Origin of the sequence: Salinispora fenicalii (assembly GCF_000514815.1) — a bacterium.
GTDB classification, from domain to species: Bacteria; Actinomycetota; Actinomycetes; order Mycobacteriales; family Micromonosporaceae; genus Micromonospora; species Micromonospora fenicalii.
On record NZ_AZWQ01000015.1, the window covers coordinates 122,169 to 145,745 of the forward strand.

The 23,577-nt window shown below is 69.7% G+C and carries 22 protein-coding genes and 2 tRNA genes; 13 read left to right on the forward strand and 11 right to left on the reverse strand.

Annotation, left to right across the window (positions count from 1 at the left end; all coding sequences use genetic code 11):
• Positions 1 to 13 precede the first annotated feature (13 nt).
• The 3 genes from B116_RS0105055 (at position 14) to B116_RS0105065 (ending at position 3,040) form a co-directional block, all read left to right on the forward strand.
• A complete protein-coding gene (locus tag B116_RS0105055; protein WP_027659383.1) occupies positions 14 to 2,173 on the forward strand; it encodes an ATP-dependent DNA helicase UvrD2 in 2,160 nt (719 codons plus the stop codon).
• A gap of 120 nt (positions 2,174 to 2,293) precedes the next feature.
• Positions 2,294 to 2,548, forward strand: coding sequence for a hypothetical protein (locus B116_RS0105060; RefSeq protein ID WP_027659384.1), 255 nt, complete (start codon positions 2,294 to 2,296; stop codon positions 2,546 to 2,548).
• A 129-nt stretch (positions 2,549 to 2,677) separates the two neighbouring features.
• Positions 2,678 to 3,040, forward strand: a complete 363-nt coding sequence (locus B116_RS0105065) for a WhiB family transcriptional regulator (RefSeq protein ID WP_027659385.1) — start codon at positions 2,678 to 2,680, stop codon at positions 3,038 to 3,040.
• A gap of 340 nt (positions 3,041 to 3,380) precedes the next feature.
• Here the strand turns inward: B116_RS0105065 and B116_RS0105070 are convergent, their stop codons facing one another.
• The 3 genes from B116_RS0105070 to B116_RS27765 form a co-directional block, all read right to left on the reverse strand.
• Positions 3,381 to 4,727: an ABC1 kinase family protein gene (locus B116_RS0105070; RefSeq protein WP_018720502.1), complete on the reverse strand. Its 1,347-nt coding sequence runs from the start codon at positions 4,725 to 4,727 to the stop codon at positions 3,381 to 3,383.
• A 131-nt stretch (positions 4,728 to 4,858) separates the two neighbouring features.
• The gene (locus tag B116_RS0105075; protein WP_027659386.1) at positions 4,859 to 5,911 is read right to left on the reverse strand and encodes a thiamine biosynthesis protein ThiF; all 1,053 of its coding nucleotides are present in this window, start codon (positions 5,909 to 5,911) and stop codon (positions 4,859 to 4,861) included.
• A 179-nt stretch (positions 5,912 to 6,090) separates the two neighbouring features.
• On the reverse strand, positions 6,091 to 6,258 hold the full coding sequence (locus tag B116_RS27765; RefSeq protein ID WP_012014940.1) for a DUF5679 domain-containing protein: 168 nt from the start codon (positions 6,256 to 6,258) through the stop codon (positions 6,091 to 6,093).
• A 478-nt stretch (positions 6,259 to 6,736) separates the two neighbouring features.
• Between B116_RS27765 and B116_RS0105085 the strand changes: the two genes are divergently transcribed.
• Complete coding sequence (locus B116_RS0105085; protein ID WP_018720500.1) at positions 6,737 to 7,255, forward strand: M48 metallopeptidase family protein; 519 nt, start codon at positions 6,737 to 6,739, stop codon at positions 7,253 to 7,255.
• Positions 7,256 to 7,285: 30 nt separating this feature from the next.
• Entirely contained in the window at positions 7,286 to 7,948 is a 663-nt protein-coding gene (locus B116_RS0105090) for a hypothetical protein (RefSeq protein ID WP_018720499.1), read from the forward strand.
• 19 nt (positions 7,949 to 7,967) lie between these two features.
• Here the strand turns inward: B116_RS0105090 and B116_RS24700 are convergent, their stop codons facing one another.
• Entirely contained in the window at positions 7,968 to 9,182 is a 1,215-nt protein-coding gene (locus B116_RS24700) for a zinc-dependent metalloprotease (protein WP_018720498.1), read from the reverse strand.
• 182 nt (positions 9,183 to 9,364) lie between these two features.
• Here B116_RS24700 and B116_RS0105100 point away from each other — a divergent pair, with 182 nt between their 5' ends.
• From B116_RS0105100 to B116_RS0105110, 3 genes are all read left to right on the forward strand, one after another.
• The gene (locus B116_RS0105100; protein ID WP_026321399.1) at positions 9,365 to 10,378 is read left to right on the forward strand and encodes a YlbL family protein; all 1,014 of its coding nucleotides are present in this window, start codon (positions 9,365 to 9,367) and stop codon (positions 10,376 to 10,378) included.
• A gap of 109 nt (positions 10,379 to 10,487) precedes the next feature.
• The gene (locus B116_RS0105105; RefSeq protein WP_188115991.1) at positions 10,488 to 13,484 is read left to right on the forward strand and encodes a UPF0182 family membrane protein; all 2,997 of its coding nucleotides are present in this window, start codon (positions 10,488 to 10,490) and stop codon (positions 13,482 to 13,484) included.
• Positions 13,485 to 13,603: 119 nt separating this feature from the next.
• A tRNA-Met gene (locus B116_RS0105110) sits at positions 13,604 to 13,677 on the forward strand.
• Positions 13,678 to 13,799: 122 nt separating this feature from the next.
• Here the strand turns inward: B116_RS0105110 and B116_RS0105115 are convergent.
• Positions 13,800 to 14,414: a dihydrofolate reductase family protein gene (locus B116_RS0105115; RefSeq protein WP_018720495.1), complete on the reverse strand. Its 615-nt coding sequence runs from the start codon at positions 14,412 to 14,414 to the stop codon at positions 13,800 to 13,802.
• 119 nt (positions 14,415 to 14,533) lie between these two features.
• Here B116_RS0105115 and B116_RS0105120 point away from each other — a divergent pair.
• The 4 genes from B116_RS0105120 to B116_RS0105135 all read left to right on the forward strand — a co-directional run bounded on the left by B116_RS0105120 (position 14,534) and on the right by B116_RS0105135 (position 16,821).
• A tRNA-Met gene (locus B116_RS0105120) sits at positions 14,534 to 14,607 on the forward strand.
• Between the two features lie 76 nt (positions 14,608 to 14,683).
• A complete protein-coding gene (locus B116_RS0105125) occupies positions 14,684 to 14,926 on the forward strand; it encodes a hypothetical protein (RefSeq protein WP_018720494.1) in 243 nt (80 codons plus the stop codon).
• Positions 14,927 to 15,026: 100 nt separating this feature from the next.
• Positions 15,027 to 15,860 carry a phosphoribosylaminoimidazolesuccinocarboxamide synthase gene (locus tag B116_RS0105130; RefSeq protein ID WP_018720493.1) on the forward strand — a complete coding sequence of 278 codons (834 nt, stop codon included), beginning with the start codon at positions 15,027 to 15,029 and terminating at the stop codon, positions 15,858 to 15,860.
• 22 nt (positions 15,861 to 15,882) lie between these two features.
• Positions 15,883 to 16,821: a ribose-phosphate diphosphokinase gene (locus B116_RS0105135; RefSeq protein WP_027659388.1), complete on the forward strand. Its 939-nt coding sequence runs from the start codon at positions 15,883 to 15,885 to the stop codon at positions 16,819 to 16,821.
• 16 nt (positions 16,822 to 16,837) lie between these two features.
• Here B116_RS0105135 and B116_RS0105140 read toward each other — a convergent pair whose 3' ends face one another.
• Together B116_RS0105140 and B116_RS0105145 are read right to left on the reverse strand one after the other, a co-directional pair.
• A complete protein-coding gene (locus B116_RS0105140; RefSeq protein ID WP_027659389.1) occupies positions 16,838 to 17,293 on the reverse strand; it encodes an ATP-binding protein in 456 nt (151 codons plus the stop codon).
• Positions 17,294 to 17,383: 90 nt separating this feature from the next.
• On the reverse strand, positions 17,384 to 17,956 hold the full coding sequence (locus tag B116_RS0105145; protein WP_018720490.1) for a DUF5709 domain-containing protein: 573 nt from the start codon (positions 17,954 to 17,956) through the stop codon (positions 17,384 to 17,386).
• 222 nt (positions 17,957 to 18,178) lie between these two features.
• Between B116_RS0105145 and B116_RS0105150 the strand changes: the two genes are divergently transcribed.
• Positions 18,179 to 19,381, forward strand: a complete 1,203-nt coding sequence (locus B116_RS0105150; protein ID WP_027659390.1) for a glycosyltransferase — start codon at positions 18,179 to 18,181, stop codon at positions 19,379 to 19,381.
• Here the strand turns inward: B116_RS0105150 and B116_RS0105155 are convergent.
• The 4 genes from B116_RS0105155 to aroA all read right to left on the reverse strand — a co-directional run bounded on the left by B116_RS0105155 (position 19,336) and on the right by aroA (position 23,558).
• A complete protein-coding gene (locus B116_RS0105155; protein ID WP_188115994.1) occupies positions 19,336 to 20,259 on the reverse strand; it encodes a hypothetical protein in 924 nt (307 codons plus the stop codon). The genes B116_RS0105150 and B116_RS0105155 overlap by 46 nt on opposite strands.
• 74 nt (positions 20,260 to 20,333) lie before the next feature.
• The gene (hisN, locus tag B116_RS0105160) at positions 20,334 to 21,137 is read right to left on the reverse strand and encodes a histidinol-phosphatase (RefSeq protein WP_027659392.1); all 804 of its coding nucleotides are present in this window, start codon (positions 21,135 to 21,137) and stop codon (positions 20,334 to 20,336) included.
• A 25-nt stretch (positions 21,138 to 21,162) separates the two neighbouring features.
• Positions 21,163 to 22,287, reverse strand: a complete 1,125-nt coding sequence (gene rsgA / locus B116_RS0105165; protein ID WP_033667300.1) for a ribosome small subunit-dependent GTPase A — start codon at positions 22,285 to 22,287, stop codon at positions 21,163 to 21,165.
• Positions 22,257 to 23,558, reverse strand: a complete 1,302-nt coding sequence (aroA, locus tag B116_RS0105170) for a 3-phosphoshikimate 1-carboxyvinyltransferase (protein WP_018720485.1) — start codon at positions 23,556 to 23,558, stop codon at positions 22,257 to 22,259. The genes rsgA and aroA overlap by 31 nt, the downstream gene beginning before the upstream one ends.
• Positions 23,559 to 23,577 lie beyond the last annotated feature (19 nt).

Below are 23,577 nucleotides of genomic sequence, written 5' to 3' on the forward strand. Positions count from 1 at the left end.
ACAATTCCTCGCTGTGGTGTCCCACTCAACGTCCGACCGGGTGCTCGCCGGCCTCGACCCAGAGCAGCGGACGGCGGTAACCGCGCCGGCTGGCCCGGTCTGCGTCCTGGCCGGCGCCGGCACCGGGAAGACCCGGGCGGTCACCTCCCGGATCGCGCACCGGACGTTGACCGGGGAGATCCTGCCCCGGCACCTGCTCGCGGTCACCTTCACCGCGCGGGCCGCCGCCGAGCTGCGCAGCCGACTCACCACGCTCGGGGTGCCGGGGGTGCAGGCGCGCACCTTCCACGCCGCGGCGCTGCGTCAGGTGCGTTACTTCGCGCCCCGGTTGCTCGCCGGCCGGGCGATGCCCGAACTGCTGGACAGTAAGTTCCGGCTGGTCACCCTCGCCGCGGCGAAGGTCGGGATCCGTTCCGACCGAGCCGGCGTCCGGGACCTCGCGGGCGAGATTGAGTGGGCGAAGTCGTCCCTGGTCGAGCCAGGGGAGTACGTGGTCGCGGCCGCCCGGGCGCTGCGGGACACCCCGTACGAGCCGGCGAAGGTAGCCGATGTCTTCGCCGCGTACGAGAAGGCCAAACGCGCCGGCGGGGTGATCGACTTCGAGGACATGCTGCGTGCCGCGATCTGGGGAATCGAAGAGCACCCGGACGTGGCCGACCAGGTGCGTGCCCAGTACCGGCACTTCGTCGTTGACGAGTACCAGGACGTTAACCCGCTCCAGCAGCGGCTACTGGAGGCGTGGCTCGGTGGTGGTGACGACCTGACGGTGGTGGGTGACGCGAGCCAGACAATCTACTCGTTCACTGGCGCGACCTCGTCCTACCTGGTCGACTTCCCCCGTCGGTACCGGGGCGCAACCGTGGTCCGCCTGGTGCGTGACTACCGCTCCACGCCCCAGGTGGTCGGGCTGGCCAACTCGGTCATCGCGCCGGCCCGGGGCGAGGAGGCGCGGCTTCGGCTGGAGTTGGTCGGCCAGCGCCCGGCGGGCCCCGAGCCCGAGTTAAGGATCTTTACCGACGAGCCGGCCGAGGCCGCCGCCGTCGCCGCCCGCTGCCGTGCCCTGGTGGACGCTGGCACACCGGCCCGGGAGATCGCCGTGCTGTTTCGGACCAACGCGCAGTCCGAGGCGTACGAGGAGGCGCTGACCGAGGCCGAGGTGCCGTACCAGGTGCAGGGTGCGGAGCGGTTCTTCGAGCGCGTCGAGGTGCGGCAGGCGATGGTCGCGCTGCGCGCCGCCACCCGTTCCCTTCCCGGCGACACCCCGTTGCCGGCGGCCGTGGTCGAGGCGTTGGCCGCGGTGGGGTGGGCACCGGATACGCCACCAGCCGGTGGCGCCGCCCGGGAACGGTGGGCGGCCCTCGCCGCCCTGGTCCAACTCGCCGAGGAGTACGCGGCCAGCGCCCCGGTGCTGCCGATCGGGCCGGCTGCCGCGGTCGAGCGGCCGGCCACCTTGGCCGACTTCACCGACGAGTTGGCCCGGCGCGCTGCCGCCCAGCACGTGCCGACGGTCGAGGGTGTGACCCTCGCCTCCCTGCACTCGGCGAAGGGCCTGGAGTGGGATGCCGTCTTCCTGGTCGGCCTCGCCGAGGGCACCCTGCCCACCACCTACGCGAAGACACCGGAGCAGGTGGAAGAGGAGCGCCGGCTGCTCTACGTGGGCGTCACCCGGGCTCGGGAGTGGCTTTGGCTGTCGTACGCCTCAGCCCGTTCACCGGGTGGACGTCCCCGGCGGCCCTGTCGCTTCCTGCCCCGGCTGGACTCCTCCGGTACCACTAGGCGGGCCGGCGCGAGTGGGGCGCGGCGGACCGAGCGTCGGCGTACCCAGATCGTCTCCTGCCGGGTCTGCGGTACGACGCTGCTCGCCGGCGCGGAGCGCAAGCTGGGCCGGTGCACCGCCTGTCCGTCTGACCTGGATAAGGAGCTGCACGGGCGGCTGGGTGAGTGGCGGCGTCGGGTGGCCGACGGCCAGCGGGTGCCGGACTATGTGGTGTTCACCGACGCGACGCTGGTCGCGTTGGCGGAGCGGCGCCCGCAGCAGCCCCGCGACCTCACCGCGATCGCGGGAATCGGGGCCCGCAAGCTGGGGCTCTACGGGGAGGCGGTGTTGGCCTTGGTGGCCGGCGCGACGGTGGACGAGGTCTGCTCGGAGAGAACTTCTGAAATCTCGCCGTAAATTCGTTTGCCCTTGCCCCTGGGCGCGGCATAGCCTCGGGGCATACCTCGCGAGCGGCGGCATTCAGGCTGCTCACGGGCGTGATTCGGTCGGCACGAGGGAAGTTAGGGAGGTGGCCCAATGGAGATCTACAGCAATGCACGTCCGATGGTGCTGCCTGCTGCCATCGCTCCCCTGTCGGCCGTCCAGGTGGCCCTCACCGCTGCGCGACCGTCGGTTCCGCAGGTGCACCAGATCGAGACTCAGGCCGAGCTGAGGCTCATGCTGGCGCCATACGGAACCCAGGGGACCAGTGGTTTCACGGGCAAGGGCGTCGACAGCGCTCAGCGGCGCATGGACGTCCGCGGTGTTCCACCTCGAGGTAGACCGGTCTGAGACAGACCACCGGCTCACCTCGAGGCCGCGGAACCCGCATACCGGGATCCGCGGCCTTTGTTTTTGTCCCGCCGAAGTAAGTCGGAAGTGCGATCCAAGAGATCGAAGTGAGAGAGAGGTGACCGGGCGATGAGTCTGGTGTTGGCCCCACTCGACCTGAGTGTCGAGCTGGAGGCGAACCTGCCCTGCCGGAAGTTCGACCCTGACCTGTGGTTCTCTGACTCGCCCCCCGAGCTTGAGGTGGCCAAGTCGCTCTGCGGGGAGTGCCCGCTGCGCGTCGAGTGCCTCGCTGGCGCGGTGGAGCGAGCCGAACCCTGGGGCGTCTGGGGTGGCGAGATCTTCGAGCGTGGCGCGGTGGTTCCGCGTAAGCGGCCCCGAGGCCGTCCCCGTAAGGAAGATGTCGCCCGGGACGCCACGCTCCGGGTCCAGGCCGAGGCGCGACTGGAGGCCAGTGGGCTGGCCTGGCGCGACGCGGTCCGGCTGGCGGCCTGACAACCACCCGATCCGTTCCACCCTTCGCCGGTGTTCGCGCCGGCCACGAGAAAGCTGACGAGGATGCTCAAGCAATCGAACAAATTCGAACTGCAATTACTGAACGAAGTGTTGGCGAGGGCTCGAATGCGCCGGCCTCAGGCCGGTCGCATCACCACGAGCACTGAGGCTTATCGTTCCGCCCGTACCGTCGCCATGGCCGCTCGCAGGCGGTCGGCGCGCGAGTTGGGCATCGGTTAGACAGCGGGCCCGCTCCCCCTTGCGCTGGGGAGCGGGCCCGTTGGCTGGCACCGCTGCGACGGGCGCGTTCGGTTACCACCGGATGCGCCCGTCCTCGCAGTTACGCGGCCGGGGCGAAGCCGGGTAGCCACCGTTCCAGGATCCCCCGGTACGGCGCCTTCGCCTCCAACTGGCAGAGCACCCCGATCGAGCCGAGCGTGACCCGGTGGATCAGTAGGTACGACGGGGGCAGGTTCAGGTGTCGGCTGAGCTGGTACGCGGGCGAGCGAGGGCTGGCCAGCCGGGTCGCCTCAGCCCGTAGCCAGGCCCGGGTGAACCGGAACTCCTCGGCGGCGACCGGCTCCAGCATTGGCTGGAGGAAGTCCAGCAGCGCCGGCCCGTCGATCGCCTCGCTGCTGCTGACGAAGCCCTCGTCACTCAAGCCGGTCATCACCTTCTCGGCATCTCCCCGCAGGGCCAGTCCGGCGATGCGGCCGATCGGCTCGGGCGTCCCCTCGGGTAGCCGGGCCACCGCGCCGAAGTCGACCACCCCAAGTCGGCCGTCAGGCAGTAGCCGGAAGTTGCCCGGGTGCGGATCGGCGTGGAGCAGCCCGGCCCGCATCGGCGCGGAGAGGTGCAGGGTGGCCATCAGCCGGCCCGCCTCGTCCCGCTCTCGTTCGGAGCCCTCCCGAATGATCTGCGACAGTGGAGTCCCCTCGACCCACCCGGTCACGAGGACCCGAGGCGACGCGGCGACCACGGCCGGGATGTAGATCTCCGGGTCGTCCGCGTACGCCGTGGCGAAGGCGCGCTGCGACTCGGCCTCCAACTCGTAGTCGAGCTCCTCGGTGATGCGTTCCCGTAGCTCGGTGAGGAGTGGCTTGATGTCCAGCCCCGGTTGGATCGCCCGGAACATCCCACCGAGCCGGGAGAGTTGCTTGAGATCGGTGAGCAGGGCTTCCCCTGCACCCGGGTACTGAATCTTGATCGCCACGTCGCGGGTGTTCGGCACGCCGGATGCGTCGTATCCCGGCTCTCGCCACTGCGCGCGGTGTACCTGCCCGATGCTGGCGGCGGCGACCGGCGTGTCGTCGAACTCCACGAACCGGTCCCGCCAGTCCGGGCCGAGTTGTTCGGCGAGCACCCGATGTACGGAGGCGGCGGGTAGCGGGGGCGCGGCTTCCTGGAGCTTGGTCAGGGCCTGTCGGTAGGGGGCAGCCATCTCCTCGGGCAGCGCCGCCTCGAAGACCGACAGCGCTTGGCCGAACTTCATCGCGCCGCCTTTGAGCTGCCCGAGGACGCTGAAGAGCTGTTCAGCGGTACGTTGCTGGATCTCCGCGGAGATCACGTCGGAGGCGAGTCCAGTAACGCGCTTGCCCACGCCGAGAACGGTCCGGCCGGCGAAGCCGAGCGGCAGACTGGCGAGCTTGGCGGTTCGGGAGACGGCCCGGCGCGGGATTTCGGTCACCTGGCTATTGTGACCGACCGGGCGGGTCGGCGGCTGCCGTGCGGGCGGGCCGGACCCGTCTTCCGGTGGATGGGCGCCCGGGCTCGCGCGAATCCGGGCGGGCGGGGCCCACCGGGAGGCGTGGACGGAACTCACGTTCTGCGACCGGAGCAGGTGCAGGTGGGGTGGGGGGTCCAGTGTCGGCGACGGAGCCGGCCGTCGGTGGTGACCTCGACGGAACCGCTGACGGTGACCGGGACGCCGCCATCGAGGTGGTTCAGAGCTTCGCTGGTGGCGTGCGCCACGGCGGCGAGCAGCGTTGTCGTCGCGCAGGCCCACTCCGGTGTGCCGCTGGCGAGTTGGGCGGCGAGCGCCGGCCAGCTCGGGTCGCGGTCCCGGCGATGCAGGTCGAGGCAGTTCAGGCAGGGACCGAGTGGTGGCCGGACCAGCGGGCCGATGACCGGCACGCCCTCCCGGAGGTCGAGCAGCAGGTGCACCTGTCGACGTTGGTGGTGGGCGGCGGCGAGCAGGGGAGCGGGGCGGTCCGTACCGCACTGGATCACGAGGTCGATCCGGCCGGATCGGAGCGGGCCGGTGGTGGTGCCGGGGGCGGTGCGGCCGAGGGTCTCCCGGACGGCGTCGGTGAGCGGCTGGCCGAGGTCGGCAGCGGGGATCCCGGTGCCGACGAGGTCCGCCGGTGCGACCGGGCCGGCCAGGCGTGGTTGCACGTGTCCGACGCCGGCCTGGGCCAGGGCGACGGCGACGGGAGCGCCGAGGCGACCGGCGCCGGTTACCAGTACCCGTGCTGTCCGACGGCGGCGCAATACCTGGGCGGGCGTGCCGGCTCTCTGTTGGTTGGCCAAGGCGAGGGCACCGGCCTCGGCGGCGAGGCGGGTTCGTGGCGGACCGATCAGGTCGCGGGGTAGGAGGGTGTGAGCGGGTACGACCAGGCCGGCGGAGCGGAGCGCCTCGAGCAGGGTGCGGGCCTCATCCCGCCCCACCTCGATTCGGTTGGCCTGGTCCAGGATGTGCCGCTCGCTGTGCGCGCCGTCGAGCAGGTCGAGGAGGCGAGCGGTACGGGGGTTGGCCAGCTCCAGCAGAACGGCCCGGCTCGGGTCGACACCCAGTTGCAGCGTGTGTCGGTCCCGCCAGAGGCGGGTGAGGCCGGGCAGCAGGGTTGGCCGGGGCAGGGCGGCAAGGCTCATGGGTACGAATGGTGATCGCGTCAGAGCTTTCCGTCGAACGTTGTCCACAGGCATGCGGAGCCCTGTCCAAGGTTTTCCACAGGAAGTGGCTGGTTCTCCACAGGCATCGGGCGCGCCTGTCCGGCAACCGACATTGGCTGGGTGGTGGAAGGGTCGCCCTTCCACCACCCCGAAAGGCGTTAGACCTTCGCTTTACCTAGAATGCGGTTCACTGTTGTGCCGCACACCGGGCACTTGCCCTTGGCCATGTTCATCCCGGTCTTGGAAACCTCGACGCGCCCCTCGAAGTCCCGCTTCTCCTTGCACTTGACGCAGTAACCGTTGTAAGTCTGGGCCTGGTCGGCCACGGGTGCCTCCTCGTCTCGTCCGCCGGCGAACGCTCATCCGGCGGTGTTCCAGCGGCGGGCCATGAGGGCACCGGCGCTAGGCCTTCCGTCGTGGTCACAGGCGTGACCACTGGTCCGCGGACCCTACCCAGATCTGGGGGGTTCCATGTCAACTCCTCATCGACACTGTGAGCAAGTTGACGACGAGAGTGTGCACGGCGAATTAGCTTGGATAAGTGAGTTTGGCGGGGACACGCCGGACGGATGCCCTGAAAAACGGCGCGGAGCGCCCGCAGGTGACGGGAGTCAACATGATCACCTGGTGTGGGATCTGCCTTCGAGTTATTCCCGAGCGGGCGAACGCGGAAAAATTTTCGGGACTCCTGGCGACCAACACTTATTTTTCGGGCGCGTGTCGCGGGTTGGCCCTTGCGGACCCCTGGTCACCACGAAGTAACTTTTTCTTCGTGGCAGGAAACCGAGGCGGCGCGGCCGGCTGATGGCAGCGCCGCGGAAGCCGGTGGTCGAGGTACGGCGCAGCCAGCGCCGCCGGCGAACGGTGTCCGCGTACCGCGACGGCGAGCGGGTTGTCGTCCTGATCCCAGACCAGTTCTCCCGAGCGGAGGAGAGCGAGTGGGTGGACCGAATGCTCGCCCGGCTCGCCGCCCGGGAGGGCCGGCTGGTCCGGTCCGACGACGAACTACTCGCCCGTGCCACTCGACTGATCGGCCTCTACCTGGCCGACCATGGGCATGACGCGATCCCGGCAAGCGTCCGTTGGGTGACCAATCAGACGGGTCGTTGGGGCTCCTGCACTCCGGCTGATCGGACGATTCGCATCTCCCATCGGCTGCAGGACATGCCGGACTGGGTGATCGATTATGTCCTGTTGCATGAGCTGGCCCACCTTATCGTCCCGAGTCACAACGCTCAGTTCTGGCAGCTTGTGGGCCGGTACCCGAAGACCGAGCGGGCCCGGGGCTACCTGGAGGGCGTCGCGGCCGTCTCCTCCTCCTGACCTCCGGCGGCCGGGGCGTAGGGTCGGTGCGTGGTACGACGGTTGGTGGTTGCCCTACTCGCGCCGCTCACCTGGGCGCCGCCGGAGATCGACCCGACCGACTGGCGGACGGCGCTCGCCGAGGACGTCGTTGACCTACTCGCCACGCTGAACGAAGTCGAGACCGCTGTTGCGGTGACCGAGGCCGACCAGTGGCTGGCCGACGCCGTGGTCTGGCCCGGCACCACCATCTATCAGATCCCGCAGCCCACCGTTGACGCCGTCCTCGCCAGCTGCGGGCAGACCGTCCGGCCGAGCCAGCCGGCCAGCAGCAACCGCGCCGAGGCCGGGCGCGGCTACGACCAGGTGGCCGTTGTCGCCGGGGACGCCCCGGACCTACCTGGGCTGACCATCGGCAAGTTACTCCGGCCGCTCACCACCCGACCGATGGCGGTGGCCCCGGTCGCAGGTGCCGACGCCGGCCTGCTCGGAGCGGCGGCCCGACTGCCCTTACCGGAGTGGCTACCGGCGCTGGACCTGGATCGGGCGGTGCCTGCCGCGGTGCGCGCGGCGGCGCCTCGCCCCGGCGATCTCGCCGTCACCGCCCGGTGGCATCGGCTGCGCGGCCCGGACGACCTGGCCCGGCTCGACCCCGCCCTGGCTGGCTGGGACGCCACCCGCACCCTGCTGGCCAGCGCCGGAATCCTCGGCTGACCCCCGGCGGGCCGGCGAGTCAGCCGGCCGTGGGTGGGTCCTGTCCGTCGGGCTCGCCGGGGGCCTTCTCCGGCGGGCCACCCGGCGCGCTGAAGTCGAAGTTCTCCAACTCGTCAGCATCGAGCCGGGATTGGGCGAAGGCAACCGGGTCGGCGAAGTCGTCGTCGGAGGGCAGCAGGTCGGGGTGGCCCCAGAGCGCATCCCGCCCGGCGATTCCCCGGTGCTCGGTGAGGGCCGCCCAGAGCGCCGCCGCCTCCCGCAGCCGCCGTGGCCGAAGCTCCAGGCCGACCAGGGCGGCGAAGGTCTGCTCGGCCGGACCTCCCGCGGCCCGCCGTCGCCGGAACGCCTCCCCGAGCCGGACGACGTTGGGCAGTCGCTCCCCGGCCGCGCTGTCGACCACGTGGCAGACCCAGCCCTCGACGAGCGCGAGGGCCGTCTCCAGTCGGGCCAGCGACGCCTTCTGGGCTGGATTGTCCTCTGGGGTGAAGATCCCCTCCAGCGCGATCGCCTGCATCGACTCCGGGTCGGTTGGGTCAACGCGGCCCATCGCCTCCTCAATCGCCTCGCGGTTGACCCGGATGCCGGAGGCGTACATCTCTACCGCGTTGAGTACATGTCCGCGCAGCCACGGCACGTGCTCGAAGAGGCGCTGGTGAGCCGCCTCGCGTAGGGCTACGTAGAGGCGTACCTCGTCCTCGGGCAGTTCCAGCCCGGCACCGTAGTCCCGGATGTTGGCCGGGACGAGCGCCGCCGTGCCGGCCGGGCCGAGTGGCAGCCCGATGTCGCCAGCGGAGAGCACCTCGGCGGCGAGTGAGCCGAGGGCCTGGCCCAGTTGGCCCCCGAAGAGGGCCCCGCCGAGGGTGGCCACCATCGACTGCATCGGGCCGAGTTGGGCCCGCGCCTCCGGCGGCACCAGGTCGCCCATGGCGCCGACCATTCGGCTGGCCACCGGGTCACACAACTTGCGCCAGACATCGAGGGTTTTGTAGATCCACTCATTCCGGTTCCACGCCACCGAGGCGCGGATGCCCGACGGGAGCGCCGAGCCCGACTCCAACCAGAGGTCGGCCAGCCGCAGCGCCTCCTCCACCGCGTTGCGCTCGTACGGCGAGACAGCCGGATCGCCACCGGCGCTGAGCTGGCTCGCCGCAACCTGGCGGGCCAAGTCCCAGTTCACCGGTCCACTGCCGGGCGCGGCGAGCAGGTGCTGCAGCTGGGACATGAACTGCTGCATCTGCGCGGGGTCGTTGGGGTCTGGTGGCTGGCCACCGGGGAGCGCGAAACCGAACGGAATATCAGGCACGGGGTCTACGGTACGCGCGCCGCGCCCCAGGTCGCGTCGGCTGGCGTCGCGTCAACGGTGAAGTCCTGGCTGGTCCGCGGGGGCCAACGCGTTCGATCGGTACGCTCTGCCGCATGAGACGTCGCGGCGTGACCGTCCTGCTCGGTGCCATCTTTGTTGCCCTGCTCGGCATCGGCGTGCTTGCGGCGCCCATCCCGTACGTGGTGTTGGGCCCCGGCCCCACCGTCAACACGCTGGGCACCGAGGACGGCAAGGAGGTCATCCAGGTCGACGGTCGGGAGACCTCCACCTCGGCGGGGGAGTTGCGGTTGACCACCGTGGGGGTGCAGCCCTCGGTCAAGCTGCGCGCGGCCATCCAGGGTTGGTTCTCCGACGACGAGGCGGTGGTGCCGCGGGAGCTGGTCTACCCGCCGGGGGAGAGCCGAGAGGAGGTCGAGGAACGCAATGCGGAGGACTTTGAGGCCTCTCAGTCCAGCGCGGAGACGGTCGCGCTGCGTGAACTCGGATTCCCGGTGCTGGTGGAGGTAAAGACAGTCGCCGAGGACGGCCCGGCGGCCGGTCTGCTCCGTCCCGGTGACGTGGTGACCTCCGTCAACGGAGAGCCGGTCCCGGTGGCCATCCGGCTGACCGAGCTGATCCAGGCTGAGCCGGTCGGCACCGTCCTGGAGATCGGCTACACCCGCAACGGGACTCCCGGGACTGCGCGGATCACGAGCCAGGAGCGGGACGGTAGACCCCGGATCGGGATCGGAATCGAACAGCAGCAACCGCACCCGTTCACGCTCACGATCGACCTGGAGGACATCGGTGGTCCGAGCGCCGGACTCATGTTCGCCCTCGGCATCATCGACAAGTTGACCCCGGAGGATCTGACTGGTGGGCAGATCATCGCGGGCACTGGCACGATCGATGACGCGGGCCGGATCGGCCCGATCGGCGGTATCCCCCAGAAGCTGGTCGGCGCCAAGGAGGCCGGCGCTACCTCCTTCCTGGTCCCGGCGGAAAACTGCGCCGAGGCAGTCCGCAACCCCCAGCCCGACCTGCCGCTGCTCAAGGTGGCGACGCTGGACGACGCGCTGACCGCCCTCGAGCAGCTGCGAACGGGGGGTGAGCCGACCCGCTGCTGACTCAACTGCCGGCACTCGGCACGACCGCGGACGACAGGTTTGGCGAGACCCCGTACTCTGGTGGCCTGGTCGGAGCCGATCAACCGAACGTGCGGAGCCAACAGTGGTTATGCGTAGCAGCGCCCCCATGCCGAGGATGAGCCGACGCGGACGCGTCACGATTGGTGTCCTGGTCGGGGTCTTCGTGCTCTTCACCCTGCTCGGTTGGGGTGTGCAGGCGTGGACCGACTGGCTCTGGTTCGGCGAGGTCGACTACACCGCGGTCTTCAGCGGGGTGCTCGTCACCCGGCTGCTGCTCTTCGTCACGGTCGGCCTGGCCATGGCGGCCATCGTCGGCGGCAATCTCTGGCTGGCGCATCGACTGCGGCCTCGGCTGCGCCCGCAGTCACCGGAGCAGGCCACCCTGGAGCGATACCGGATGCTGCTCAGCCCTCGGCTCGGCATCTGGTTCGCGACGGCCTCCGTCGTGGTCGGCCTCTTCGCGGGACTGTCGGCGCAGAGCAGGTGGAGCGAGTGGCTGCTGTTCCGCAACGGTGGGGACTTCGGAGTCAAGGACCCGGAGTTCGGGGTGGACATCGGCTTCTACATCTTCGACCTGCCGTTCTGGCGCTATCTGCTCGGGGTCGCCTTCACCGCCGTGGTGTTGGCCCTGCTCGGGGCGCTCGCTGTGCACTATGTCTTCGGCGGGATCCGGCTCCAGGGCGTGGGCGACCGGATGAGCACCGCGGCGCGGGCCCATCTGAGCAGCTTGATCGCGGTCTTCGTGCTACTCAAGGCCGTCGCGTACGTGCTCGACCGGCGGACAATGCTGCTGGAGTACAACGACGGCGCCAACGTCTACGGTGCCGGCTACGCCGACGTCAACGCGTTGCTGCCGGCGAAGGAGATCCTCGCCTACATCTCGGTCGTCGTGGCGATCGCGGTCCTCGTCTTCTCCAACGCCTGGATGCGCAACCTGGTCTGGCCCGGCATCTCGCTGGCCCTGCTCGGGGTCTCCGCGGTCGCCATCGGCGGCATCTACCCGTGGGCTGTGCAGACCTTCGAGGTGAAGCCGAGTGCCCGAGACAAGGAAGCGCGGTACATCGAGCGCAGCATCGAAGCGACTCGGGCGGCATTCAGTCTGGGCGTGGCCGAGACCACGCGGTACGCGGCGAGTAACCTGCAGCCGCCGGCGAGCCTCGCCACCGACACCGCGGTGGTGCCGAACGCCCGACTGCTCGATCCGCAGCTGGTCAGCGAGACGTACACGCAGCTGCAACAGGTTCGCGGTTTCTACGACTTCGGCCCCAAGCTCGATATCGACCGCTACACCGTCGATGGGAAGACCCAGGACTACGTGGTCGGGGTCCGTGAGATCAACTATGGCGAGCTGACCACACAGCAGAGCAACTGGATCAACCGGCACACCGTCTACACCCACGGTTACGGTCTGGTCGCGGCCCCGGCGAACCGGGTGGTCTGCGGTGGCCAGCCGTACTTCGTCTCCGGCTTCCTCGGGGAGCGGTCGCAGGAGGGGTGCGCCGCGCAGGTCGACCAGATCCCGGCCAGCCAGCCGCGGATCTACTACGGCGAGCGGATGGAGGCCGGTGACTACGCCATCGTCGGTAAGTCGAACCCGGATGCCAGCCCCGCCGAGTTCGATCGCCCGGTCGGCGAGGACGGATCCGAGTCCTACTACACCTACACCGGCTCCGGCGGCGTCGACGTCGGCTCGTTCGGTCGCCGGCTGCTCTACGCGATCAAAGAGCAGGAGTCAAACTTCCTGCTCTCCGAGGCGGTCAACGAGAACTCGAAGCTGCTCTACGTCCGTAACCCGCGGGAGCGGGTGGAGAAGGTCGCCCCGTTCCTCACCGTGGACGGTGACCCGTATCCGGCGGTAATCGATGGCCGGGTGACCTGGATCATCGATGGTTACACCACCGCCGCGACCTACCCCTACGCCGAGCGGATCAACCTCCAGACCGAGACCACCGACGAACTCACCAACCGGGGCACCTTCCAGCAGGCCCGGGAGAACATCAACTACATCCGGAACTCGGTCAAGGCGACGGTTGACGCGTACGACGGCACGGTCACCCTCTACGAGTTCGACGACGGCGACCCAGTACTCCGGGCGTGGAACAAGGCCTTCGGCGGCGATCTGATCAAGCCGAAGACGGAGATCCCGACCGAGTTGAGCGCCCACTTCCGTTACCCGGCGGACCTGTTCAAGGTGCAGCGGAACGTATACACCCGGTTCCACGTGACCAACCCCGGTGACTTCTACTCCGGGCAGGACTTCTGGCAGGTGCCGAATGTGCCGGACGCGCCGGACAGCGGCCAGAAGCAGCCCCCGTACTACCTCTTCACCCAGATGCCCGGGCAGGAGGAGCCGCGTTTCCAACTCACCTCGGCGGTGACGCCGAACCGACGGCAGAACCTCGCGGCGCTGATTTCTGGCTCGTACGTGGACGGCAAGCCGCGGCTTGAGGTGTACGAGCTGCCGGAGGACACTCGGATCTCCGGTCCGGTGCAGGTGCACCAGCAGATGACCAACAACGCCCAGATCCGGCAGCAGCTGAACCTGCTTTCGTCGAACCAGGCTCAGGTCCAGTACGGCAACCTGCTCTCCCTGCCGTTCGGCAACGGCATGCTCTATGTCGAGCCGGTCTATGTGAAGAGCAACCAGCAGCAGGCGTATCCCCTGTTGCAGAAGGTGCTCCTCTCCTACGGTGACGGCGGATCGTTCGTGGTCTTGGCCGACAACCTCACCGAGGGCATCAAACAGCTCGTCGAGCAGGGTGAACAGGCCGGTGCGCCATCGCCTCCGCCGTCCGACGACGAGACGCCCCCGAGCCCGGGCCCGACCGCGACCCCGACCCCGGCCCCGACGACTCCGAGCGCTACCCCACCCCCGTTCACCGGCGACGTGGCTGAGGCGGCCCAGCGGGTTCAGGCGGCGATCGTGGAGCTCCGGGCCGCGCAGGAGTCCGGCGACTTCGAGCGCTATGGCCGGGCGCTGCAGGCGTTGGATGAGGCGACCGCGGCCTTCGAGCAGGCAGCTGGGTCGCCCCCCGCCGCTACGCCGACCACGGCACCGACGGGTTCACCTTCGCCCGGCGGCTGACCCGCCAGCACCTACGATCCACGACGCCCCCGGGACTCCCGGGGGCGTCGTGGTTTTCGCCCCAGCATAGGGGCCGTTTTGCGTTGGCCCGGGGTGGTGCGCTAACGTTTACGAGCCGACGCGGGGTGGAGCAGCTCGGTAGCTCGCTGGGCTCATAACCCAGAGGTCGCAGGTTCAAATCCTGTCCCCGCTACTTTGTTCGAAAGCCCCGGAGAAACCCTCCGGGGCTTTCGTGTATTGGTTGACCGCTCCGGTGCGGTGGTCCAGCGGATTGGTCGGCCGGACGCTCCGCTGGGACTTTCCCCTGAAGTTTTGTTAGGTGGGGTCACCGGATTGTCGGGTGTAGTGCAGGACGACTACACCACTGGCAAAAGGGCGCGTCGAGGTAAGTACGAAGCGGTGTGGGTCGAAGCCCCGGTCCACCAGCGGGATGCCGCTGCCGGCGACGACCGGGTTGAGTTTGAGCACCAGTTCGTCGATTTCGTCGAGGAGTTGACCGGCGAGCTGTCCGCCGCCGCAGAGCCAGATGTCACGGCCGGGCCGTGCCTTGAGCTGGCGAACGAGGGCTGTCGGGTCGCCGGAGACTATCTCCACGTCCGGGTAGCTGGCCGGGGCCAGCGAGCGGCTGAAGACGTACTGCTTCAGGTGGTCGTAGGGGCTGGTGTACCCGAGCTTGAGGCCCGGCTCGTAGGTGACACGGCCCATCAGTACGGTGTCGAAACGACCGGTGGGCGGGGATGCGACACCGAGCTGCGGGTGAGTGAAGGTGGGCAGCGTTTGGGGCCATTCGGCCACCAGGTAGGGCGCTACATCGGGCTCCAGGGGGAAGAAGTCGAACGATCCATCGGGTGCGGCGATGAAGCCGTCGAGGGTGGCGGCGACGAAGTAGACGAGTTTGCGCAAAGCGACTCCGATGTTCGGGCGGTCCATAGAGGTGGTCGTGGATCGGCGCGAACGTACAACACCAGTCGTGGAGGTGTTGGGCAAATACCCGAGCCTCGGGGGTGCGGATCATGGCCGGATCTGATGGGGTACAGTAGTGAAGCCGACGCGGGGTGGAGCAGCTCGGTAGCTCGCTGGGCTCATAACCCAGAGGTCGCAGGTTCAAATCCTGTCCCCGCTACTCGTTTGAAGGCCCTGGAGGTTTCCTCCAGGGCCTTCGTCGTACCCGGCTTGCGCGGCTCGGCGAGGATGGGGTCATGTCTGCAATCGCGAAGTGGTGGAGCCGGCTCACCGCGGTCCTCAGTGCGGTCGTGCTGGCGGTCTTTGTCCCTGTGGCGGCCTGGGCGGCCAGCGGCCCGGGTGAGCTGGCGGTCGAGGCCGCCCGACGCCGCCGTGGGGGCTTCGGCTTTCTCGGGTTCTTTTGTTGCTTGATCGTGGTCGTCGTGATCGTGTTGCTCATCCTGCGGATGACCCGTAGTCGGCGCGGCCCTCGGCGCTGAGCCGACCAGCGGCCGCTGCTCCCTGCGTGCTCCGGTCGGTTCGTGCGGACCGCGCTCTGCGGGCGCGGGCCGATCTGGGCCGCGTGATGTACTAGCTCGCGTGGAACTTCTGCACTCGGGCAAGGTTCGGGATGTTTACGCTGACGGCGACGACCTGATCCTGGTCGCCTCGGACCGCGTCTCTGTCTACGACGTCGTGCTGCCGACGCCGATCCCGGAGAAGGGCAAACTTCTCACGGCGCTCTCCCTGTGGTGGTTCGACCAGCTCGCCGAGCTGGTACCGAACCATGTGCTCTCGGCGACCGACGTGCCGCCGGAGTTCGCCGGTCGGGCGATTCGGTGCCGGCGACTGGAGATGGTTCCGGTGGAGTGCGTCGCCCGGGGCTATCTGGTCGGTGGCGGCTTCGCCGAGTACCAGCGCACCGGAACGGTCTCCGGGATCGAGCTGCCGCGCGGAATGGTCGAGGCGGCCGCCCTGCCGGAGCCGATCTTCACTCCCTCCACCAAGGCGCCAGTAGGAGAGCACGACCAGCCGATGACCTTCGGTGAGGTGGTGGAGAAGGTTGGCGCGGAGACCGCCGAGCGGCTGCGTCAGATCACGCTCGACGTTTACCGACGGGGAGCCGAGCTCGCCGCTGACCGGGGAATCCTGATCGCCGACACTAAGATCGAGTTGGGCTGGGCTGCCGATGGCACGCTGACGGTCGGCGATGAGCTGCTGACCTCGGACTCGTCCCGGTTCTGGCCGGCCGAGTCGTACCAGCCAGGGCGCGCCCAGTTCTCGTACGACAAGCAGTACGTGCGGGATTGGGCCACTAGGAGTGGGTGGGACAAGCAGAGCCCGGCGCCGGAGGTGCCGGGTGAGGTCGTTGACGCCACTCGCGCCCGCTACGTCGATGTCTACGAGAAGCTCACCGGCGAGCGCTGGCGCTGAATAGCTCGTAGAATCGACAGCTGTGCGCCAGCTCGCCGTTTTCAGTGGAAGCGCCCATCCTGAGCTCGGTGCAGAGATCTGCACCCACCTGGGAGTGCCCCTGGACCCGACTCGGGTGTCCCGGTTCGCCAACGACTGCCTGGAAGTGCAGTTACAGGCCAACTGCCGGGAACGGGACGTCTTCCTGATCCAGCCACTGGTCCCGCCGGTGCAGGAGCACCTGGTCGAGCTGCTGTTTATGATCAACGCGGCCCGGGGAGCCTCGGCCGGTCGGATCAGCGTGGTGCTACCGCATTACGCGTACGCCCGCTCCGACAAGAAGGACGCACCGCGCATCTCGATCGGTGGCCGGTTGGTCGCGGACCTGCTCACCGCGGCCGGCGCCGATCGCGTACTCACGATGACCCTGCACTCGCCGCAGGTCTACGGCTTCTTCGGGATCCCGGTCGATCACCTGCACGCGTTACGCGAACTAGCTGCCCACTTCCGGGCGCTCGACCTGAGCAACACCGTGGTGGTCTCGCCGGACCTGGGCTACGTCAAGGAGGCAGCGGCCTTCGCCCGGCAGCTCGGTACGCCGGTCGCCGCCGGGGCCAAGCAGCGCTTCGGGGGCGACCGGGTGGAGATCAGCACGATCATCGGCGAGGTGCAGGGCCGGGACGTGATTGTGGTGGACGACGAGATTGTCAAGGGCAGCACGGTGATCGAGCTGATGGGGCACCTGCGCGAGATGGAGGTCCGCTCGATCCGGCTGGCCTGCACCCACGGACTCCTCGTAGACGGAGCCGTGCAGCGGTTGAGCGAGCAGGCGGAGGTGCAGGAGATCGTCTGCACCAACACGGTTCCCATCCCCACCGAGAAGCGGATCCCTAAGCTGACCGTACTGTCGGTGGCCCCCGCGCTGGCCGAAGCGATTCGCCGGATCCACAACGGCGAGTCGGTGAGCGCGCTCTTCGGCTGAACCCCTCCTGCCCTGGCTAGTCGGGGGTGGGGTGGGGGATCGGCAGGAGGGTCGTGATGCGGACGACCGTGCCGGCTCGGCCGGATGTCACATCCATGGTGTCGCTCAGCTCGCGAGCCAGCCAGAGCCCCCAGCCGCCGACCGATTCCGGAACTGGGCGGCGGTGCTCTCCGAGTAAGCGGCCGTTAATTCCATCCCCATGATCAGAGACCTCGCAGACCAGGCTCCCGGCCTGCCGCCACATCCGCAGCGACCCACGGCCGCCGCCGTGGCGAACCGCGTTGGTGGTCAGCTCATTCACCGCTAGCACAAAGTCGTTGAGGCGCTGGCCCCGCAGGCCCGCCGTATGCGCGTACGCCGCGGCCGAGTGACGGAGCTGGGTCACCTGTCCCTGGTCGAAGGCCGTGTCGATCAACAGGCAGGGCTCAAGGGGCGCAGCCGCGCGTGGTGACTCCGGGTCTGCGTTCGTCATGGCCCTTCCCGGCAGGGGTCCGGTGCGGAATAGCGGCATTTTCACCGTACGCCAGGGCCGCTACCCGCATCGATGGCCGAATGCCGAGAGCTAGACCGCCGGCGGCGGGCGGGTCTCGTGGACCGCCAACTCCTCAGCGGTCGCACCGCCGCCAGCCGAACCCGCGTCGTACGCGACTGAGTCGGGTGTCTGGTCGGGATGGACGCCCTCGTCTGGCTCGACCAGCCGACCCACCTGGGCGTCGGCCCCGCTGCCGAGCAGGCCGTGGTCGTAGAGGGAGACCGGGGAGTTCGGATCAGAGGACGGCCCCGGTTCGAACACGTCGGCGTCGAGCTGGGCCTGAGCGGCCTGCTCCGGGCTACTCGCCTCGGCGGCGATGTCCGGGTCGACCGGGCCGGCCAACGGATCATCCGCCGGCCGCTCGTACCGCTCCCGGCCGAGTTTGGCATCCAGCGACTCGCCGTCGAGCTGTTCGTCGGCGGTGGTCCCGAACCGGTCGACCGCGATCGGCATCCGGTCCCCGGGCAGCTGCGCTGGGTCCGGGCCGTCTGCCTCCCGCCCAGTCCGGACGTTGTCGTTCGCGGTCGAGTCGTCGTCGGCGGTGTCGGGCAGGCCCACCGCCTCCGGGTCAGACACCGGGGTCGGGTACTCGTCGTCGCGCATGCCGATGCTCTACCCGCTGCCCCACGTCTCGTAACCGTCGATCCGGTATCCATCGTCAGGCTGCCGCTGCCGCTGCCGCTGCCGCTGCTGTCGCTGTCGGGCCGCTGCCTGTGATGCCGCTGCTCCTGCGCCGATCTGTCAGGTTTCGGCTCCCCGGCCCCGAGTTAATGGGACCCTCTGACCGGGAGGACCCCGCCATTGCGACGATGCCTGGAGGTGACCATGCGCGTCGGTCTCGTGTGCGCGCACGCCGACCCGTCCCGGCGTGTCGGCGGCCTGTCTGTCGGGACCCACCAGCACATCGCCCGGGTCGCCGCTGAACTCGCAGGGCGGGGCCACGACGTTCGGCTCTACCAGCGTCGCGACGCCCCGGACCAAGAGGCGACAGCGACGGCGGACGGCTACCTGGTCGAGCGGGTCCCGGTTGGTCCGGCCGCGGCGGTGCCCACCGGCGAGTTGGTTGGCTCCGTCGCCGAGTACGGCCGCTGGCTGGCCGACCGGTGGGCGGACGACTGGGCGCCGGAGATAGTGCACGGGCACTACTGGCTCGGTGGGCTCGCCGCCGCGCACGCCGTTCGCGAGACCGACATCCCGATCGTGCAGACCTTCTACTCACTTGGGCTGGAACAACTGCGCCGCGTCGGCGCGCGCTACAGCGCGCCCCCGGAGCGAATTCCGCTGGAACGGGCCCTCATTCGCGTGGTGGACATTGCGGTGGCTCAGTCCAACGACGAGGTGGACGAACTGGCCCGGATGGGCCTGCAACGTGCCTCGGTGGCGCTGGTCCCACCAGGGGTGGACGCCGAGCTGTTTCACCCCGACGGGGAGGCTGCGCCGCGCGAGGCACGACCGCGGATCCTCTCCGTGACCACCCTCGATCCCGGCCACGGCCAGGAGGATCTGATCCGGGTGATCCGGATGGCTGGCGATGCGGAACTGGTGATCGTCGGTGGCCCGCCGGGTGAGCGGCTCGCCCTGCACGCCGAGGCACGCCAGCTCCGGGAACTGGCCGAACGCAACGGGGTGGCCGATCAGGTGACCCTGGTGGGGGCGGTGCCGCCCGAGCAGCTGGCCACCTGGTACCGCTCGGCGGACGTGGTGGCGTGTACGTCGGGCTACGTATCGGCCGGCCGGGTGTCGTTGGAGGCGATGGCTTGCGGCGTGCCGGTCGTCGGGTACGCGATGGGTGGAGTCGCCGACGCGGTCGTCGACGAGGTCACCGGACGGCTGGTGCTGCCGGGCGACGTACGCGCTTTGGGCGTGACGCTGCGTCGACTGGTGACCGATAGCGCCGAGCGGTTCGCGTACGGGCACGCCGCCGTGGATCGGGTGCGGTGTAGCTACACATGGGAGCGGACCGGCGCTGCGCTGGAACGGCTCTACGAGCGGGTGGTCCGCGCCCGCACCCCGGTTGAGGCCGCCTGAGCGCCTACCCGCCCTGACGGCGCCGAGCTGGAGCGGTCAACGCTGACCACCACCCGTTCCCGCCTACCCGCCACGGCGTGCTGGTGCTGCGGCTCCGCGTACCGGGTCAGCCCGAGCACGGCGGCGAGGGTGACCAGAAAGCCGGCCGTNGCCAGCCACTCTCGTCCCGGCCAGATCTGGTCGCCGAGCAGCAGCAGCCCAATGATGGCTGCCGGCACCGCCCCGGCCGCGTCCATCGCGGCTACGGCGGCCGTGGTTGACCCGCGTTGCATCGCCAGGCCGAGTAGGAGCTGGCCGATGATCGAGTGGGCCACCAGCAGGTAGAGCAGCGGATCGCCGAGGAACTCCTCCGCCGAGTGGGTCGAGGCAAGGGGCCGGGCCGCCACCGCCGCGGCGGAGAAGGCCAGGCCGGCGAGGGAGCCGAGCGCGACCGATCCGGGCGCGCCGTGCAGCCGTACCGCGAAGAAGCCCAGCAGGGCGATTACGCCGAAGGTCGCCGCCAGGGTGACCAGGCCGGCGGTGCCGAGTTGCCGCGAGGGCGCCGGCCGGGCTGAGAGCACCAGCCCGGTGATCCCGGCGACGAGCAGCACCAGCAGAACGACCTCCGCCCGAGGCAGTCGCCACCTCAGCAGGAGCACCCCGAGCAGGGCGGTCACGCCGAGCCCTGCCGCCATGCTGGCCTGCACCAGGAAGAGTGGAAGGTCCCGTCGGGCCAGGAAGGCCAGCACGAAACCGCCGACCTGACAGCCCAGCCCGAGCAGGTAGGTGCGGTGTCCGGCCAGTCGCAGCAGCAGCCCCGGATCGAACGAGTGGTGCACGGTGGTGCGGGCCGCCGCGACCGACTGGAGCAAGTTGGCGACCCCGTACGCGATGATCATTGCCGCGAGGAAGTACCAACCGGAGGAAACCACAGCGCGAGGATAGAGGCTAACCGAAATCAGCGCGCAGGTGCTCAACCCAGGCGGGCGAGGACACTGGTGTGCAACGGACCGTTCGTGGCGATCGCGCTGATCCCGTCGGAGCCGATGTCCCCCGGGGCGGGCTGGCCGGCCAGGTCGGTGAAGGTGCCACCCGCCTCGGTCACGATCGGCACCAGCGCGGCGATGTCCCACAGGGACAGCTCCGGCTCCACCATGATGTCCAGCGCACCCTCGGCCAGCAGCATGTAACCGTAGAAGTCGCCGTACGCCCGACTGCGCCACGCGTCTCGCATGATCTGTAGGACCGCCGGCAGCCGGCCACTCTCCTCCCAGCCATCGAGTGAGGAGTAGCAGAAGCTGGCATCGGTCAGATCGGCCACCGCCGACACCTGGATCGGCGTACCGGACGCCCGGTCCGGCCCCGCGTACGCCCCCTCGCCGAGCGCTGCCCACCAGCGCCGCCCCAGGGCCGGCGCGGAGACCAGGCCGGCGACCGGTCGGTCCCCTTCGAGTAGGGCGATGAGCGTGGCCCAGACCGGTACGCCACGGATGAAGTTCTTCGTCCCGTCGATCGGGTCGATCACCCACCGCCGTCCGCCTGGGCCGCCCGCGGTCCGCTCGCCGTACTCCTCGCCGAGTAGGCCGTCGTTGGGGCGCTCGGCGGCGAGCAGGGCCCGAATCTCCTGCTCGACCGCGGTGTCGGCGTCGGAGACGGGGGTGAGATCGGGCTTTGTGTCCACCCGAAGGTCCACGGCACCAAATCGGGCGGCGGAGACCGTGTCGGCGGCGTCCGCGAGGCGGTGGGCGAGGGCGATGTCGGCGGCGTAACCCTTCATCCATGGAACAGTAGTGCCGGTCTGGTCAGGTTCCCGCCGAAGGGCTACTCGGGTCTCGGGAACTGGGCCGGGTGCGTGGCTCGCTCTCGCCCGTGCGCGAGGCGAGGAGCCGCTGGTACGAGGCCAGCCGGCGCGGGTCGGCCTGACTGGCTGCGACCCGGGCGCCCAGCCCGCAGAGCGACTCACCGGCGGTGTGTGGGCAGTTCGCCGGGCAGTCGGCCGCCCCCTCGGCGAGGTCGGGGAAGCCGTGCAGGAGGCTCTCGGCCGAGACGTGGGCCAGCCCGAAGCTGCGGATTCCCGGAGTGTCGATGATCCAGCTCTCGGTGGCATCGGCGACCGGTGGTAGTTGTAGCGCCACCACACTGGTTGACGTGTGCCGGCCCCGACCGATCGCGCTGACCTGGCCAACTGCCCGAGTGGCCGCGGGGACCAGGCGGTTGACCAGCGTCGACTTACCTACCCCGGAGTGGCCCACCAGCACCGAGATTCGTCCGGCGAGGAGGTCGCGTAGCGTGTCCAGGGTCGAGTCGGGGCAGATCAGGACATAGGGCAGCGCTAGCTCGGCGTAGTACCCAAGCACCTCCTCGGGCCCGGCCAGGTCGGCCTTGGTGAGGCAGAGCAGCGGTTCGATGTCGGCGTCGTACGCGGCTACCAGGCAGCGGTCGATGAAGCCGGTCCGGGGCGGCGGGTCGGCCAGCGCGCTTACGATCACGAGTTGGTCGGCGTTGGCGACGACGACCCGTTCCAGTCGCCCTTCGGCGGTGGTCGCGTCATCCTCGGCGGTACGTCGCAGCACCGAGCTGCGGTCGGCTATGCGAACGATCCGGGCCAGCGCCCCGGGGGTCCCCGACGTGTCGCCAACCAGCCCGACCCGGTCGCCCACCACAACGGACTTGCGGCCCAACTCCCGGGCCCGCATCGCGGTCACCGGTGCCTGCTTCGGGTCGGCGTCCGTCAGTACGCAGGTGTAGCGCCCTCGGTCCACGGCGGTGACGAAACCCTCGACCGCGTCCGCGTGGCGCGGACGCCTCCGGGTACGTGGACGTGAGGATCTGCCGGGCCGAATCCGGACGTCGTCCTCGTCGTACTCCCGCCGCCTCGTTGCCAGGACAGCTCCCTTCAGCTCTTGCCGGTCACCATTGCCGACCATAGCGCCGGGAATTCCGGCATCGTCTTCGAGGTACAGGCAACGTCGCTCAGTTCGATGCCGGGTACGGCCAGCCCGGTGATCGCGGCGGCGTGCGCCATCCGATGGTCGTGATAGGTCTCAAACACTCCGCCGTGAAGCGGCCGGGGTCGGATCGCCAACCCGTCCCGGGATTCGGTGAGGTCGGCACCGAGCGCGGTGAACTCGCGGGCGAGCGCCGAGATCCGATCGGTCTCGTGCCCCCGGATGTGGGCGATCCCGGTGAACCGGGAGGGGGATTCGGCGAGCATCGCCAGCGCGGTCAACGCCGGGGTTAGCTCACTCACGTCGGACAGGTCGGCGGTCAGGCCGTGCACGGTGCCGGTGCCCCGCACGGTCAGCCCGGCGGTGGAGAGTGACACTTCGCCCCCCATCGCCTGTAACAGCCCGCGGAGCCGTTCGACTGGTTGGACGCTGCCGCCTGGCCAGCCGGTCACGGTCACCTCTCCGCCGGTGACCAGTGCGGCGGCGAAGAAGGGGACCGCACCGGAGAGGTCTGGCTCGATCTCCCAGCCACGGCCGGTCAGTGGGCCCGGCTCGACCGTCCAGACATCGGGGGTGGTGTCGTCGATGGCGGCGCCGGCGGCTCGCAGCATCTGCACCGTCATCCGCAGGTGGGGCGCGGAGGGCACCGGTGGGCCGACGTGTCGAACGACGACCCCACGGTCGAAGCGGGGAGCCGCCAGTAGCAGCCCGGAGACGAGTTGACTGGAGGCGCTGGCGTCGATCACGACCTCGCCGCCGCGAATGCCTCCTCCGCCGAGCACGGTCAGCGGCAGACTCCCGGAGGCCGGCGAGGTGATCCGGACGCCGAGGCGGCGTAGTGCGTCCAGGAGCGGTCCAAGCGGGCGCTGGCGGGCCTGCGGGTCGCCGTCGAAGGTGATCCGACCGTCGGCGAGGCCGCCTACCGGGGGCAGGAAGCGCATTACCGTGCCGGCGAGGCCGACATCGATGTGCGCCGGCCCGGCCAGCGGGTGCGGCCGGACCAGCCAGCGCTCGTCGTCGCTGATCGAGACGTGTGCACCCATCGCCCGTAACCCGTTGGCCATCAACTCGGTGTCCCGGGCGCGTAGGGGCCGGGCGAGCGTCGATGGGCCGGTAGCCAGGCCGCTGAGCACCAGGGCACGCGCGGTGAGTGACTTGGAGCCGGGCAGGCGCAGCGTCGTCGAGACCGGATCCGAGGCGGTCGGCGCGGTCCACGGCCGCAGCGGCCGGGTAGCGGTCAGATGTCCCACGGTTACATTCTGCCGCCTT